At 48.7% G+C, this 14,528-nt stretch carries 22 protein-coding genes; 14 read left to right on the top strand and 8 right to left on the bottom strand.

What is annotated here, in order from left to right:
* Positions 1-136 precede the first annotated feature (136 nt).
* The 14 genes from Q7P68_RS03890 to Q7P68_RS03830 all read left to right on the top strand — a co-directional run bounded on the left by Q7P68_RS03890 (position 137) and on the right by Q7P68_RS03830 (position 7,757).
* Positions 137-397: a helix-turn-helix domain-containing protein gene (locus Q7P68_RS03890; protein WP_304223073.1), complete on the top strand. Its 261-nt coding sequence runs from the start codon at positions 137-139 to the stop codon at positions 395-397.
* Complete coding sequence (locus Q7P68_RS03885; protein WP_304223070.1) at positions 394-1,092, top strand: BRO-N domain-containing protein; 699 nt, start codon at positions 394-396, stop codon at positions 1,090-1,092. Before Q7P68_RS03890 ends, Q7P68_RS03885 begins: the two co-directional genes overlap by 4 nt.
* Positions 1,089-1,277: a hypothetical protein gene (locus Q7P68_RS03880; RefSeq protein WP_304223066.1), complete on the top strand. Its 189-nt coding sequence runs from the start codon at positions 1,089-1,091 to the stop codon at positions 1,275-1,277. The genes Q7P68_RS03885 and Q7P68_RS03880 overlap by 4 nt, the downstream gene beginning before the upstream one ends.
* Positions 1,274-1,819 carry a hypothetical protein gene (locus tag Q7P68_RS03875; RefSeq protein WP_304223063.1) on the top strand — a complete coding sequence of 182 codons (546 nt, stop codon included), beginning with the start codon at positions 1,274-1,276 and terminating at the stop codon, positions 1,817-1,819. The genes Q7P68_RS03880 and Q7P68_RS03875 overlap by 4 nt, the downstream gene beginning before the upstream one ends.
* 158 nt (positions 1,820-1,977) lie before the next feature.
* On the top strand, positions 1,978-3,105 hold the full coding sequence (locus tag Q7P68_RS03870) for a transposase domain-containing protein (protein WP_304223060.1): 1,128 nt from the start codon (positions 1,978-1,980) through the stop codon (positions 3,103-3,105).
* A gap of 15 nt (positions 3,106-3,120) precedes the next feature.
* On the top strand, positions 3,121-4,011 hold the full coding sequence (locus Q7P68_RS03865; RefSeq protein WP_304223057.1) for an AAA family ATPase: 891 nt from the start codon (positions 3,121-3,123) through the stop codon (positions 4,009-4,011).
* Between the two features lie 9 nt (positions 4,012-4,020).
* A complete protein-coding gene (locus Q7P68_RS03860; RefSeq protein ID WP_304223055.1) occupies positions 4,021-4,728 on the top strand; it encodes a DUF3102 domain-containing protein in 708 nt (235 codons plus the stop codon).
* Positions 4,725-4,934 (top strand): hypothetical protein, encoded by a 210-nt coding sequence (locus Q7P68_RS03855; RefSeq protein ID WP_304223052.1) that lies wholly within the window; start codon positions 4,725-4,727, stop codon positions 4,932-4,934. Before Q7P68_RS03860 ends, Q7P68_RS03855 begins: the two co-directional genes overlap by 4 nt.
* A 12-nt stretch (positions 4,935-4,946) precedes the next feature.
* Positions 4,947-5,456, top strand: a complete 510-nt coding sequence (locus Q7P68_RS03850; RefSeq protein ID WP_304223049.1) for a host-nuclease inhibitor Gam family protein — start codon at positions 4,947-4,949, stop codon at positions 5,454-5,456.
* A 73-nt stretch (positions 5,457-5,529) separates the two neighbouring features.
* Positions 5,530-5,946, top strand: a complete 417-nt coding sequence (locus tag Q7P68_RS03845) for a regulatory protein GemA (protein WP_304223046.1) — start codon at positions 5,530-5,532, stop codon at positions 5,944-5,946.
* Positions 5,943-6,122 (top strand): helix-turn-helix domain-containing protein, encoded by a 180-nt coding sequence (locus Q7P68_RS03840; protein ID WP_304223043.1) that lies wholly within the window; start codon positions 5,943-5,945, stop codon positions 6,120-6,122. The genes Q7P68_RS03845 and Q7P68_RS03840 overlap by 4 nt, the downstream gene beginning before the upstream one ends.
* Positions 6,091-6,297 carry a helix-turn-helix domain-containing protein gene (locus Q7P68_RS13985; protein WP_369695314.1) on the top strand — a complete coding sequence of 69 codons (207 nt, stop codon included), beginning with the start codon at positions 6,091-6,093 and terminating at the stop codon, positions 6,295-6,297. Before Q7P68_RS03840 ends, Q7P68_RS13985 begins: the two co-directional genes overlap by 32 nt.
* Positions 6,298-6,599: 302 nt before the next feature.
* A complete protein-coding gene (locus tag Q7P68_RS03835) occupies positions 6,600-7,226 on the top strand; it encodes a tetratricopeptide repeat protein (protein WP_304223041.1) in 627 nt (208 codons plus the stop codon).
* Between the two features lie 75 nt (positions 7,227-7,301).
* Complete coding sequence (locus Q7P68_RS03830) at positions 7,302-7,757, top strand: pyridoxamine 5'-phosphate oxidase family protein (RefSeq protein WP_304223039.1); 456 nt, start codon at positions 7,302-7,304, stop codon at positions 7,755-7,757.
* A gap of 163 nt (positions 7,758-7,920) precedes the next feature.
* Here the strand turns inward: Q7P68_RS03830 and arsB are convergent, their stop codons facing one another.
* From arsB to Q7P68_RS03790, 8 genes are all read right to left on the bottom strand, one after another.
* Complete coding sequence (arsB, locus tag Q7P68_RS03825) at positions 7,921-8,997, bottom strand: ACR3 family arsenite efflux transporter (RefSeq protein ID WP_304223036.1); 1,077 nt, start codon at positions 8,995-8,997, stop codon at positions 7,921-7,923.
* A gap of 77 nt (positions 8,998-9,074) precedes the next feature.
* Complete coding sequence (locus Q7P68_RS03820) at positions 9,075-10,526, bottom strand: ATP-binding protein (protein WP_304223034.1); 1,452 nt, start codon at positions 10,524-10,526, stop codon at positions 9,075-9,077.
* A 154-nt stretch (positions 10,527-10,680) separates the two neighbouring features.
* Entirely contained in the window at positions 10,681-11,547 is an 867-nt protein-coding gene (locus tag Q7P68_RS03815) for an RnfABCDGE type electron transport complex subunit B (RefSeq protein ID WP_304223033.1), read from the bottom strand.
* Between the two features lie 11 nt (positions 11,548-11,558).
* Positions 11,559-12,134 (bottom strand): electron transport complex protein RnfA, encoded by a 576-nt coding sequence (locus Q7P68_RS03810; RefSeq protein ID WP_304223031.1) that lies wholly within the window; start codon positions 12,132-12,134, stop codon positions 11,559-11,561.
* Positions 12,131-12,748: an electron transport complex subunit RsxE gene (gene rsxE / locus Q7P68_RS03805; protein WP_304223030.1), complete on the bottom strand. Its 618-nt coding sequence runs from the start codon at positions 12,746-12,748 to the stop codon at positions 12,131-12,133. The genes Q7P68_RS03810 and rsxE overlap by 4 nt, the downstream gene beginning before the upstream one ends.
* Positions 12,745-13,344, bottom strand: a complete 600-nt coding sequence (locus tag Q7P68_RS03800) for an RnfABCDGE type electron transport complex subunit G (RefSeq protein WP_304223028.1) — start codon at positions 13,342-13,344, stop codon at positions 12,745-12,747. Before Q7P68_RS03800 ends, rsxE begins: the two co-directional genes overlap by 4 nt.
* Positions 13,341-14,339: an RnfABCDGE type electron transport complex subunit D gene (locus tag Q7P68_RS03795; protein ID WP_304223026.1), complete on the bottom strand. Its 999-nt coding sequence runs from the start codon at positions 14,337-14,339 to the stop codon at positions 13,341-13,343. Before Q7P68_RS03795 ends, Q7P68_RS03800 begins: the two co-directional genes overlap by 4 nt.
* Positions 14,340-14,360: 21 nt before the next feature.
* Positions 14,361-14,498, bottom strand: coding sequence for a hypothetical protein (locus Q7P68_RS03790; protein WP_486187663.1), 138 nt, complete (start codon positions 14,496-14,498; stop codon positions 14,361-14,363).
* Positions 14,499-14,528 lie beyond the last annotated feature (30 nt).

Below are 14,528 nucleotides of genomic sequence, written 5' to 3'. Positions count from 1 at the left end.
ATTTGGAAAATCCAACGATAATCAAACTATCGGATGTCGCTTGTGCGACCTTTAGGCTAAAAAAAGAAAGGAGCCACCCACCGGCCCCTTTCTAGCTAACATCACCCGCCCGGAGGGGCAAGGAGGTACTTCTATTATGAAGTATTTACAGAAAAAGCGCAACGTGAAATTGGCTGTTCCAAATATGGAACAGGGTATCTGGCTCAATTATCTGCTGAGAACTCACGGATATAGCCAGCAGGATGTGGCAGATATGTGCGGCGTAAGCCGGCACATGGTGCAAAAGGTGTTATACGGGTTGCGAACCAGTCATAAAGTACAGAAAGCAATCGCGGAAGCACTAGGGTACAGCTCCTGGCAGGAAGTACTCATTATTGGAAAGAGGGTAGCGGCATGAACGAAGTGAAATTCTCCTTTAACGGCCACGACTGCCCTGTCCTGATGGACCAGAAGAATGAACCATGGTGGGTTGCCCGCTATGTGTGCGACATACTCGGGCTTTCCGACGTATCCATGAGCCTCCAGCGGCTTGATGATGATGAGAAGATGATACAAAAATTATTTGTATCATCAAAAATGCGGAACGTCTGGCTTGTGAATGAGCCCGGGCTCTATAGCCTGGTTCTTACCTCAAACAAGCCCGATGCAAAGGCGTTCAAGCGCTGGATTACCCACGAGGTACTGCCTGCTATCCGCAAAACCGGAAGCTACGCGGTCGGATCCGGAAAACCGGAAAAGCCCGGACGGCCCAGCCTTGCCGAAGCGGCGGCTTTTATGCGGGAAGCCCGCCAGACCTTTGGTATCCGCAGTGCCCGCCGGGTCTGTAAGCAGTACCTGGGACCAGAAAACTTCGAGCCCCTTACCCGGCGCCCCAAAAAGGTAGTCCCCACCACCGGCCCCGACGGCAAAACCTATGTGGAAGGGCTCCCGCTCCCCATCGAGACCTATCGGAAGGTCTATCCCTGGTATGTGACTCCCGAAGAAGAAGAGGAATTCCTTGCCAATTGGGCAACGATGACTGAAGAAGAACGAGATGCTTTTATTGCCCGTGCAGCCCGCGGTGTCGGTGTGAAAAAGGAGGGTGAGGCATGAAGTCGCTTATCCGTCTCCATCCATATGTAAAGGAATTGGAAGAGCGGGTTATCCGGCTTGAAAAGGAATCTGAGCGGCGGGAGGCCGCTATTGCATCTATGGGCCGCTATATCGACCAGCTCGAGACGCTTAAAACCTACCTAGAACAACAAATTGCGGATCTTAAGCGGGGGTATCGACCATGACAATCTCAACTAAAGATATTGCCAAAGCCCTGAATCTTAGCGAACGGCAGGTATTGCGCCGGGCCGCAGAAGAGGGGTGGAAGTATCTAAAAACTGGAAAAGCAAAGGTCTGGGATGTCTCGAGCCTCGCACCAGATGTGCAGGTAGCCATAGCATCGAAGCTGAGACCAGTACCAGCCATTGCTCCCATAATCGGGGCTGAGGTAATTCATAAGGCGAGTGAGAAAGCGCGAGAGATTGGTAGGCTCCGGCTTGCTTTCCTTGCCCTCTACGACAGCTCTGGATTGAAGGCGGCTGACTTTATCGCTGCCTATAATTCCGGGGCGTTGAACCCTACCCTGCGTCGAAAACTCGGTGAGGTAAGCCTTGCAACGCTCTACCGCTGGGACGCAAAGCGCAGGAGTAGCGGAACAGCCGGAGTCATACCTCGCTGGGGGGAGACAAAAAAACAACCAAGCTCACCGACCTCGAACAGCAGATACTCGAAAAGTTTTACCTCTCCCCGGAGCGGCGGACCATCCAGCATTGCTACCAGCTTTTAAAGTTCAATCTTCCAAGCACCACAGCAACGTACCAAACCTGCAGGCGCTATCTGCAGAGCCTACCGAAGCCACTGGTAGCATACCATCGCCTCGGGCAGAGCAAATTTGAAGCCCTGTACCAGCCTTTCATCGACCGTGATCCTTCTATATTCCTTCCGATGCAGCAGGTGGTATCAGACCATCACCGATTTGACCTCCTTGTCACCAAGGATAGTAGGATTTTCCGGCCCTGGATTACCGCTTGGCAGGACTACCGGTCGGGGAAAATCCTCGGCTGGGCCCCTTCAGTGTATCCTTCAAGTCTTACTATTCTTCAGGCGTTCTACATGATGGTGATGCGCTACGGGCTCCCCGAGATGTGCCATATGGATAACGGAAAAGATTACCGCTCTAAGGTGCTCATGGGGGCGAATCTGAAAGTCACCACTATAAACGCCCAAGGGGTAAGCGATGAAGATCTCTTGCACCTGCAAGGGACCTTCCAAATGCTCGGCGTACAAACTACCTACGCCCGGGCCTACTATGGCCAGAGTAAGGGCCGGCTCGAACGCACCTTTGGAACCTTTGCGGAATACATCGCAAAAGACTCAGGCTACTACATTGGTTCTAATACGGTAAGCCGCCCTGAGGATGTAACCCTGTACTACCGGGCTATAAACAAAAAGGCAAAAAAACAGGTCTTGCTCTCCTGGGAGGAGTTTTGCCATAAACTCGATGCCTTTATCGACTTCTGGAACGCAAACTGGCACGGTGAAGGAAAAGGCATGAACGGGCTGACCCCTGACGAAGTATTTGCCCGGTATGCCCCGGAACCGCGAAAGGCGGATATGCAAACCCTGGCACTAGCCCTTACCCGCCCTGAAATCCGCAAGGTTACCCGTAACGGTGTAAGCGTTATGGGCGTCCAGTATTGGGCTCCAGAACTGCTTGAATATGCCAGCCAAGAGGTTGTGGTGCGTATCCCCATTGTAAAGCCTGAAACTGCCCTTATCCAGACGATCCAGGGGCAAACCATCTGCACCGCCTGGGCCGACTACTTTATGGCAACCGGCGATGTGGCGGGGGATAATGAAAAGGTGAATGCAGCCCGGAAATCTAATCTTGAACTGGTTCGGCATCGTTCAGAACGGCTTAAGCAAACAAAGGGCCTAAAAACCTTTTTGGACCTCCCAGCCAAGCCAAAACAGGAGCTCCCCGATCTCAGCGCCTTGCCGCTCGCAGCGGGAGCTGAGCCGGTGCGTCAGCGGGAGCAAAAACCTCTATTAAAAAGCCCTCTCGACATCTAATCAAAGGAGATTTGTATGACATTCAAAGAAGAATTTAAAGAGTTTCTTGATAAATACAAGATAAGCCAGAACAAAGCTGCTGAGTCGGCAGGTTATGCAGGCTCTGTCATAAGCCAATGGCTTAACGGGACTTACAAAGGGGACGCGGGGGCTGTTGAGTCAGCTCTGCTTTCCTGGATGGAACGGGAAAAAAGCCGCAGGTCCCGGCGATCAGTCCCGCTTGTGGAAACAGAAAATCTCCGCAGGATCCTAAACGCGATCCAGATTGCCCACGAAGAGCGGGATATTGCGGTCATCGCAGGTCCTGCCGGGGTTGGAAAGACAACCGCCCTCCGCAAATATGTAGCCGAAAACCCCAACGGGTCAATCCTTATTGAAGTAGATGAATCTATGGGCAAGATTGCCCTTATCAGAGAAATCGCCGAAAAGCTCGGCATTGATCGAAACGGTTCCCACGTAGAACTCGTGCGCCGGGTTGCTGCCACCCTGGCCGACCGGGACTTGATTGTCATTATCGACGAAGCGGATTACCTCAATGATGGGGCCCTGGAACTGGTACGCCGGGTGGTGAACGACAAAGGCCAGAGCGGTCTTGTGCTCTGCGGCCTTCAGCGCCTGGTATTCCGTATTAAGAACCTTAAAAACGACCACCAACAGCTTGCCAGTCGCGTAGGGGTCCTGCTTGAAGTAAGCGACTTAAGCCCTGGCGATGCAGAGAAAATGATCGCTTCTGTATGGCCAGATCTCGACAAAGAAACTGTTCAAACCTTTATCAAAACCGCCGCCGGATCCGCCAGAGCCCTCGCCAAGCTTATAGACCGGGCACACCGAACCGCGGTAGCAAACGACCTTGCCAATCCAACGCCGGAAGCGGTTAGGATTGCGGGGTCTCTCATCTTAAAATAGGAGGACGTAATGGAAACCGATCTTGTGCCGATGACTGAGGCGGCTTTAGCTGCTCCCTATCAAGGGAAGTCTCTTGCTGTTGTAGTCGGAGAAATCCAGTGGCTGCTTGGGAAGCTGGAGGAAAACTCAAAGAAAACCCTCTGGTACATCTTTGAGACGGGGAAGCGCTTGGCAGCAGTAAAGGAGATACTCGACCATGGGCAATTCATTCCGTGGCTAGAGCAGAATTTTGTGCTTACTTACCGGACTGCAAACAGATATATCCGCATCTTCAAGACCTACAAGGACGCTCCGTTGGAGCTCATCCAGAGTAAATCTATTCGGGAAGCTTACATAGAGGCGGGGATAAAAAAAGCGCTACCGGCGAGCGAGCAAGAGGGCGAACAAGAAAGCGGCAGATCCAGTGCTGTGTTGCAGACCATTCCGGCTGCGCTTACCGACCGGAGCCAGCTGGTCTGGCTCTTTCGCCAGCCGACTAGATCTGGTGTCGCTCTTAAAAAGCACCGGGTGCAGGCCGTTAATGGGCAGGTATACATCTACCGCAAAGATACCAACATGGCATCTCCCGCATTAGATCTATATCTCCCCCGCCCAGCGGGGCTCCCGGAACCTGCCTGGCAAAAGGCTATCGATGCGTATGTGGTGGCGACAGAGTTATATTTGCAGACCATCGAAGAGTTTGAAGAACGCGGAATCGTTAGCGAGGAGGCTGTATGAAGCTTACACTGAACAACGGCGCTTTTGAGCTACTCGATCAAAAAATTACGGATATTCAGATTGCGCTGGATAAGGGGCTTTTAAACCCTGAGACCGCTCTGCGCTATATCCGTGAGGCTCGGGCGGAACTCTTTCTACTCCGCCAGATTTTAAAGAATGAAGTCGTTATTGACAATCCGGGGCCTGACGCCCCGGAAGCAGCATAATAGGAGGCGATCATGGCACGGTATAAACCGACTACCGGAGAACTGCAAAGTTTAGCGGACGTGGACAAGGCTTTAAAAGAGCTCTGCGCACTGGAAGCGGAAATCGAACGCATCGATTCGGAAGGGGAAAAACAGATAGCAGCGATAAAAGCAAAGACTGCAGAGGCGGGCAAGGATTTGCGAGAACGAGTAAAGGAAATCAGCGCCACCATCAAGGCGTTTTGCGACTACCATAAGGGGGAATACTTTAAAGACAAAAAGAGTATCGACCTTGCATTTGGCACCATCGGGTACCGCCTTACACCACCTTCAATATCTATTTCCAAACAGACATTGCCGCTTATGAAGCAGCTCGGGATGGCTGGATATATTCGCATAAAAGAGGAGGTTGATAAGGAGGCTCTACTTACGCTCGATGACGATATCCTTGCCCAAATTGAGGCAGTTAAAAAGCAGAAAAACGAGTTCTTTATTCAGCCAAAACGGGAACAGGTGAATAAAGAGCTGCTCGCCAGCGCATAAGAATCGCCGACCTGGACGTCCGGCGATGGCCCCGGAAAACCTCCGGGGCTTTTCGTATATACAGGGGAGTGAAATGGATAACCTTAAAAAACAAACCTGGATAAAACTCATCCACACTGCTCGCAGGCAGCTAGCCCTGGACGACGAAGCGTATAGAACTATTCTTGGTGCCGCCGGAATAGAGAGCTCAAAAGAACTCTCCTCAGAAAAGCAATTTGATGAAATTATGCAGGCTTTTAAAAATCTTGGTTTTAAATATCAAAAAAAGAAAGAAATCATCCTGCCAAATCGGGCCTCTAAGGCCCAAATTGCTTATATCAAAAGGCTGTGGGACTTAGGGAGCCGGTCAAAAACAGAAAGCGGACTACGGCAATTTTTGCGCCGAATTGGACATGTGGATGATGTGAATTTTCTTACCAAGCAGCAGGCAAGCGCGGTCATTCTCGCTCTAGAAGATATACTCAAAAAAGCCAGCAAGGAGGCGGAATGAAGGGGGTTGTATTGACCGTTCGTGAAGCCGCCGCGATCCTCGGAATACGGCCAAAAAATGTATATTACTTACTGTACATGGGGTACATAGAAGGCTGGAAAATTGCCCAGACCTGGAGAATTTCTCTTATATCGGTAGAGGCTTATGATCAGCGAACTATCAAAAAAAGCGCTTAAATCCATACCTGCAATCCTATCAATTAGTGATACCGCAGCAACTTTAAAATGCTCAAAAGCCACTATTCGAAGGCTTATAAAGCGCGGCCAATTAAAGGCATTCTCCACTCCAGAAGGCTGGATGATCTACCGTGGCGACCTTATAAACTACCTTTCAAAACATTCAAATTTATAGTTTTTTACACTTTTCGATAGGGCTTTTTAAAGCTTTCTAACGGCTAATTTTTCAAATTTTTCATGTCCGTGAAATGTCTGATAGAACAGGCTCTTTGATTATATAGCGATTTATTTATATTTATTCTAACTCATTGCAGTATAATAATTAAAACACTTCTCGAACGCATTCGAATATTTCAAGAATTTGGCAAAATGTCCGATAAAAATTTACACGGAAAAACAACCAAAAAACAGCCTTAAATCATTATTCTATATAGCCTTATCTAGCACATACCCCATGTCCGAATATTCTCAAATTAAATGATAAATTACATTGGGTATGTATATGGAGAAGTAACTTATGATAAAGTTAATGCCGAAAAAGCATTTCAGGTTATCAATAAGGCTATCGGGCTTTATCCTGAACGGCTTGATATGCATTTTGGCAAGACCAGATTTCTTGCGAGCCTAAAAGCATATAATGAACAACGAGATTATTTGCTCACCCTTTTCACTCTTGGACAAAAAAACGGACACCAGTGGAAATGGAGTGACGGTCAATCTTTGGATAACGGAGAACAGGTTTTTATTGAAGCAATTCATGATTATATTGCAGAATGGATGAACAGCGGGAATCAAGTTGCGTTTGAATGTTCAAAACCAGTCAGTGAAGCACTTATTGCATATTTTCCACACAACCCAATTGGATATAATGACTGTGGTTTATATTATGCGATATCAGGGGATCTCAAGACCGCGGAACGTTATTTTCTTGCGGGTTATAAAGCGGATCCCACCGATGATATCTTGATCGGTAACTTAGCCTATCTCTATGAATCGATCAAAGATATGGAGAACGCACAGAAGTTTTATACCCTTATGTCTAAATCAGCGGATAGAAATGCTGCAGAGTATGCCAAACGGAAACTTTCAGAACTGGGGCGATGATGACGTTGCAGCATCTAGCCCCATGCTTATAGTCTCCCTAATGATTCTCAGTTTACATGACGAAAAGGAGCAGCTATGAGAAGAACGGATAGGGAGATCCTAGATCGTCGGAAAATGGAAGTCATCCTTGATACAACACCGGTGATGCACCTCGGCCTTTGGGATGGCAAAGAAGTCTATGTGGTTCCCCTAAATTTTGTACGGATCGGGGCATCTCTTTATTTTCATTCAGCTCTGGAAGGGAGAAAAATCGATATCCTGGGCAGCAACCCCAGGGTATGTTTTGAGGTTACCGGTGAGCATCATATCGAACGTGGATCTGGCGGGGCGGACTGCACAACCCGATATGAATCGGTAATTGGCTGGGGGACCGCCCAGGTTGTGGGTGATTTCAATGAAAAAAATGCTATACTATGTGAGCTAAATAAAAAGTTTGGATCAGTTGCGGATAAACTACCAGAACATGTTGTTGATAAAACAGCGGTCATAAAAATAAAAATTGATGAAATGACAGGCAAGTCTAATAAATGAAGGATCTAGAATTAGGAAGGTCTTGAATACCCTGTTATTAGGATTTATATTATAAACAGTTGCGGACCATAATTTGTCCGCAGCCTTGTGCGTTCCCGACGGGAACGTTTAATATATAATAAAGGGGATGTCTATGAATACTTCTTTGACATCCCCTTTGTTTTTAAACCGCCACTGTCTCTTCTTCGGTTGATTCAATATCATTCTGAATATATAAAGGTCTCATAGAACGGGCAATAGAGACCAAACTAAGCATGATTGGTACCTCCACTAGAACTCCAACTACGGTAGCCAGCGCTGCACCGGAAGAAAGACCGAAAAGACTTACCGCTACCGCAACAGAGAGCTCAAAGAAATTTGATGCTCCGATCATCCCCGAAGGAGCAGCAATTTCGTAGGGTACTTTAAGAAGCTTTGAAGCACCAAAACCAACAAAAAAGATAAAATAGGTTTGAACCACAAGGGGAACAGCAATCATAAGAATAGATAGCGGATTCGCCAATATAGTCTTACCCTGAAATGAAAAGAGAATAATCAGGGTAAGGAGTAAGCCTGCCTCGGTAAGACCGTTAAAATAATTCAGGAATTTACCTTCGAACCACACAAGACCCCTTCTTTTTACTAAAATTGACCGAGTTAAATACCCGCTGCCGAGAGGAATTACCACAAAGAGGACCACCGAGAGGAATAGTGTATCCAGAGGTACTTGGACATTAGATACTCCAAGTAGAAAAGCTACTATCGGAGCAAAGGCAAACAAAATAATGAGATCATTTATAGCAACCTGCACGACTGTATAAGCCGGATCTCCGTCGGATAGATAGCTCCAGACAAAAACCATGGCTGTACAAGGTGCAGCTCCCAGAAGGACCGCCCCTGCAATATATTCGGTACTCAAAGCCTCTGGAATGAATGGTTTAAAAATAATTTTTAAAAAAAACCATGCAAATATATACATGGTAAAGGGTTTCACAAGCCAGTTAACTACCAGCGTTATGAATAGTCCTTTCGGCTTCTTTCCTGCGTTTACAATGCTTTTAAAATCCACTTTCAGCATCATGGGGTAAATCATGAGCCAAATTAAAATTGCTACGGGAATAGATACCCTGGCATATTCAAAGCGTCCCAGAGTTTGAGGAAATTCCGGAAACAGTACTCCGATCAGCACTCCTATTCCAATACAAAGGGTGACCCAAAGAGAAAGATATTGAGCAAAAAAACCGATTTTTTTGGTTGACATTTCACACCTCGATAATCAGATATTGCAATATTGTGCAATAATCAATCGGTTGTCAATACTTTATCAATAGAGTAATCTTATTCCCAGGGGAATCCTTTGCCTCCTGAAAGCCAGTCCACAAACTGCTGGGCAGTTCTGGGGGATCGGCCATTGAACCACCGCTCCCAGCGAAGTGCGTTCTGCCTGAATTGCTGCCGTGCCAGGTCTCCCTGTGGTAAGAGGCCCCGCCGTGCTGCGATGGCTTCCGCGATAGCTAGATACTCTTCCTGGGTAGGGGTGGTAAAGACTACAGTTACCCCAAAACGGTCTGCGAGCGATAGCTGTTCCTGCATAGTATCAAATGCCCGCACGTCTCCGGTAGCTTGAGCTTCGGCCGCCATGGCTGTTGTTGGACGGTCAGCAAAGTGTTCTTTTACCAGGTGCCGGCGATTGCTGGTGGCATAAATTACCATGTTGGAAGGCCGCCGCTCTAAACCCCCTTCCAATAGCGCCTTAAGGCCTGTAAAAGTGTCATCGGTTTCCTCAAAGGAGAGGTCATCGATAAAAAGGACAAACTTGAGGCCCCTGCTGGAAATGATTTCTGCAATGGTCTCAAAATGCATAAGGTCCCGCTTCCGGACCTCGATAAGTTTTAGGCCCCGGTCTGCGAATGCCCGGCATACCGCTTTTACGGTGGCTGACTTACCGGTTCCTCGGTCGCCGTAGAGAAGTAGATTATTCACCGCTTTTCCTTCTACAAAGCGGCGGGTGTTTTCCAGCACCACAGACCTCTGCTCATCGTATCCAGAAAGGTCGTTCAGAGATACTGTATCTGCGTTTATTACAGGAGAAAGATAATCTTCTGCCATTAAAGATTTTGAAATTTTATGCTGGTGTTTCCAGATAAAGGCATGGTGCTGACTGAGAATGCCTGCTCCGTGGGTATGAATCCATTGGCCAAAAGCATCTATGGAAGCGGACCATGGCTGAGTGGGTACAAGTAGCTGCTGCCAAAAATGGTGTGGATTACTAACAGCCCGGAAGTTTCTGTCACTATTATTCATATCTGCAGGTTCCGATATAATAGCTACATGGCTCAAGGCTGCCTCATGTACTATATTGATTAGGTCTGATACCGTTTCTGCAAGGAGATTGGTATCAATGCTTGCAAGCTCCTTGAGCCGATCCAGATCTGATTTTGCCAGGGCGAGCATTGCCTGCGGCAGCTTGTCAGGAGTGTTGTGTTCCAAAGCAAGAGTAAAGGGATTTTCGTCTCCGAGGACCAAGGTCACTATATGGGTCTCCCAATCAATAAAAGGGTGTTTCGGATCAATATCTAGGAACAGAGCTTCTGCAAATTCTGCCCAGGCCCGCGCAAGGTTTCTCTGTTGCGCCAGGCTTATAACAGGGCTTTGTTCTATTTCTATTCCAAGAAGTGTTTCGCAGAGATTAATAAACTTATGTATGGTCCAATGCTTTCGTATGTTGCCAAAAAGTGTCAGACCTTCGATGCTGATAAGCCAGCGGCTCAATTGTTCTATGGTAACCATGAGGGTTTCAGTATAACAACGGGGAAAAGGCCCTACAAGGGATTGAGCCCTATTATGGCGCATAATAAAAGACCCCGCCGGAATGCGAATCTTGAACACTCCGGCAGGGCTCATGAATTTAAGGGCTAGGATTACCCAGCTTGTCGCTGCAGGGTTATTTTTCTGCAGTAACAGGCTCTTTTGCGGGCCTTATCTGGCCGATAGTTTCCCCTACGATGACATCATACTGGAGCATTTTGAATACTTTGGTGGGGCATTTTTCTACGCAGACTCCGCATGAGGTACACTTGCTGTAATCTACTTCGGGTATGCCGTTCACCATGGTGATGCACTTTTCGGGACAGTTTTTCACGCAGATTTCGCACTTAATGCAGCCCACATCGCAGGTTTTCTTTACCATTGGTTTTATAGGATTCCGGTTGGAACAGATAACCATGGAGCCAAGTCGATCTTTTGGTACCTTTTTTAGTATCTGCTGGGGACATTCGGCTATACACTTACCACAGCCAGTGCATTTGTCGTAGTCCACATGGGGTAGTCCGTCTTCGCCCATATGGAGGGCGTCAAATTGGCAAACCGCTACACAGTCTCCATAACCGAGACAGCCCCAGGCACAGAGCTTGGTCCCGCCAGCAGAAAGCTTTGCAGCCCGGCAGGTTTTAACTCCCACATATTCGCCCTTTAAAGGTGCATGGTCTTTGGAGCCCTGGCAGGCGAGGACCGCTACTACATCTTCAGCAGAGGCATTTACGCCCATCAATTTTGCCAGGGCTTCTGCTACCGATTTTCCACCGGGAGCGCAGCGGGTTACTTCGGTGGTCCGCCCAGCTACCGCAGCAGCATAGCCGTCGCAGCCGGGAAAGCCGCAGGCGCCGCAGTTAGCGCCGGGAAGGGCCTCCCTCACCTGTGCTACCAGGGGATCTACCTCAACGGCAAAGACCTGTTTAAAGAAGCCCAGGAGGAGCCCAACTGTAAAAGCCAAAACCAAAGCGAATATGGCGGTGATCAATACAATACTCATGGCAGCACTCCCTATTTAACCAGACCGGAAAAGCCCATAAAGGCCATGGAAAGGAGGGATGCAGCCACAAAGAGAATGGGCGTTCCCTTCAAAAAGGCAGGAATCGGACTGGTTCTAATCCTGTTCCGGACTCCCGCAAGGAGGAGCAGGGACAGCATAAAGCCCGAGGCTACACCGAATGCGTAGACTAAAGATTCGGCGAAATTATAGCCCTTGCTGATGTTGTCGAAGGTAACTGCAAGAATGGCACAGTTTGTGGTAATCAAAGCCAGATAAATACCCATGGAAGCATAAAGGGCCGGGGCCGACTTTTTAAGGTAAAATTCCACGAGCTGTACCAGGGCTGCGATGATCAATATGAACACCAAGATCTGAAGGAATTCCAGCCCTAGCGGCTTCAGTACAAAATGGTAGAGAGGCCAGGTTGCCGAGGTTGCAAGCAGGGTAACGAAAATAACCGCCAGGCCCATGCCCACCGATTTGTCTTCATCGCTGCTCATCCCGATAAAGGGACAGAGGGCAAGGAAGCGCATCAATATAACATTGTCAATTAAAAAGGCTGAAATGAATATTTTGAACAAGGTCATGCCTGTTCCTCCTCGGCGGGCTTAAGACGGGATTTAAGCCAGAGATTAAAGGCGATAAAGAGGGCAAACACAAAGAAGCCCCCCGGAGAAAGTACAAAGAATAGTATGGGCTGATAGCTGTCAGGCATGATCCGGATATTCAGAATGGTACCGTTGCCCAAAAGTTCCCGTATAGCAGATATGCCTGTTAACACCCAGGTGTAACCGAGACCCATGCCTAATGCATCGGGGATGGCATCCCGGAGGGGTTTTTTGGAAGCAAAGCCTTCTACCCGGCCCATGATGATACAGTTAACAACGATAAGGGGAATAAAAACCCCCATAGCCTTGGAAAGATCCGGGAAGTAGGCCTTGAGCACATAGTCGATAATCGTGGTAAAGGCTGCGATGACAATAATAAATATGGGAATACGGATAGATTCAGGAATGAGCTTTCGGAAGCTGCTAATAACGATTTCCGACATTAGAAGTACAAAGGTCATGGAAAGTCCCATGCCGAGGCCGTTGGCGGTGGCGGTTGTAACCGCCAGGGCAGAACAAAGGCCGATCATCAGCATGAGCAGGGGATTTTCCCGGATAATCCCGTTGGAAAAGATGCGGATAAAGCGTTTCACTTGGATCCTCCTGTCTGGGAAGCCAGCCATGCGCCGGCGGCCTGTCCTGCGGTTTTTACTACCTTGGTCACGGCCTTACTGGTGATGGTCGAAGCGGTAATAGCCGCCACATCGCCTTTTACTTCAAAGGGGTCGCTTAAAGATTTACCCTTAAACTGTCCGTAAAAGGTAATACCCGAAGCGCGGTCTACAAAATAGCTGGGATTAGCCGCATTTGCCCCGAGTCCGGGAGTGTCCTTGTTTTCAAGGACCTTTACTCCGGCTATTTTACCGTCCGCGCCAACACCGACGAGGACAGTCACCGGGCCGCCGTAACTGGCTCCCACCGCTCGAACCGCCATACCGATTGGACTTTCAGCCTGTTTAATCACATATTCGTTCTTAAAACCAACCGAGTTATCAGGGCTGTTCAATGTGCCGGTTACTTCTTCAAAGGTTTCCCCCTGGGGGAAAAGGTCCTTAAGGGCTGCTTCAAGATCCGCTTTCTGCCGTTCGGCAATAACCTTCTGGGTCCCCGTATAGACAAAAGCGAGGCTCACACAGGCTACTGTGGCGTAGATGGCCATAATGAAGCCGAGTTTTACCATGTTTTTCATTTGGAAGCCCCCTTCTGCGGAGCCACGAAACCGTACTTTTTCTGGATAAGCCGGTTCAAAAATGGTGTAGCGGCGTTCATAATGAGAATGCCGTAACTGGTCCCTTCAGGATACCCTCCCCATTTGCGGATCAAAACAGTTATAAGACCAGCGCCGAAACCAAAAATCAGTTTACCCTTAGCGGTAAGGGGAGCGGTCACATAGTCAGTGGCCATAAAGACCGCGCCGAATACGAGACCACCTGAGAGAACGCCGAATACGGGATCCATACCGAGGGCCCAGGATGCTACAAAGGCGGTAGAAATCATGGTAACCGGTGCCCGCCAATCCATGGTCCTCGTTAGAATCAGGAAAATACCACCAATAAGTATAAGCAGGATCGATGATTCGCCGATACAGCCAGAGCGTGTGCCTATAAAGAGGGTTTGAAGTACCGAAGCGTAATCGATGCTGGATGCAACGCCGGAATCTACAAAACTCTTACCCACATCGGTCATGGTTCCCCCAAGCTTAATAATATTAAGGGGAGTTGCTGTGGTTACCGCATCGGTCAGGGCTGCGGAAAAGCCCACTGGTTTGTGCCAGGTAGTAATGGCTGCGGGAAAACTCATGATAAGAAAGGCCCGGCCGATCAGTGCAGGATTGAACACGTTAGCACCGATACCGCCAAAGAATTCTTTTGCAACCACAACAGCAAAAATAGAGCCCAGGGCGGTCATCCAAAGGGGAGTAGAGGGGGGCAGGACCAGTGCTAAAAGGAGGCCGCTTACCGCCGCTGAGAGGTCATCGACCCGGGGTTTTTGCCCGATGAGCAGCCTAAAGCCCGCATCGGACGCGAGGGCGGCGGCCACGGACACCACAATGGTGAGCAGGGCCGGCCAGCCATATAAGTAGATCCCGAACACTGTTACCGGGGCCAGGGCAAGCAATACATTTGCCATGAGGCGCCGGGTTGTGACAGGGGAACTGAAATGGGGACTGGAAGCCAGTATCATACCGATTCTCCTTAAGCTTTGCTAAGCGTTTGCTTTGGGCTGACTGGCCCGTTTGTTCCTGAGCAACTGTTTGCCAACCCGGAACCGCTGGACTAACTGAATTCTGGCGGGACATACATAGGTACAGGCCCCGCATTCAATACAATCCAAAAGGCCGATTTTTGCAGCCTGTTCAAGTTCTCCTGCATT

The organism is Gracilinema caldarium (assembly GCF_029265695.1).
GTDB classification, from domain to species: Bacteria; Spirochaetota; Spirochaetia; order Treponematales; family Breznakiellaceae; genus Gracilinema; species Gracilinema caldarium_A.
This window is presented reverse-complemented; position numbering and strand designations above follow the sequence as displayed.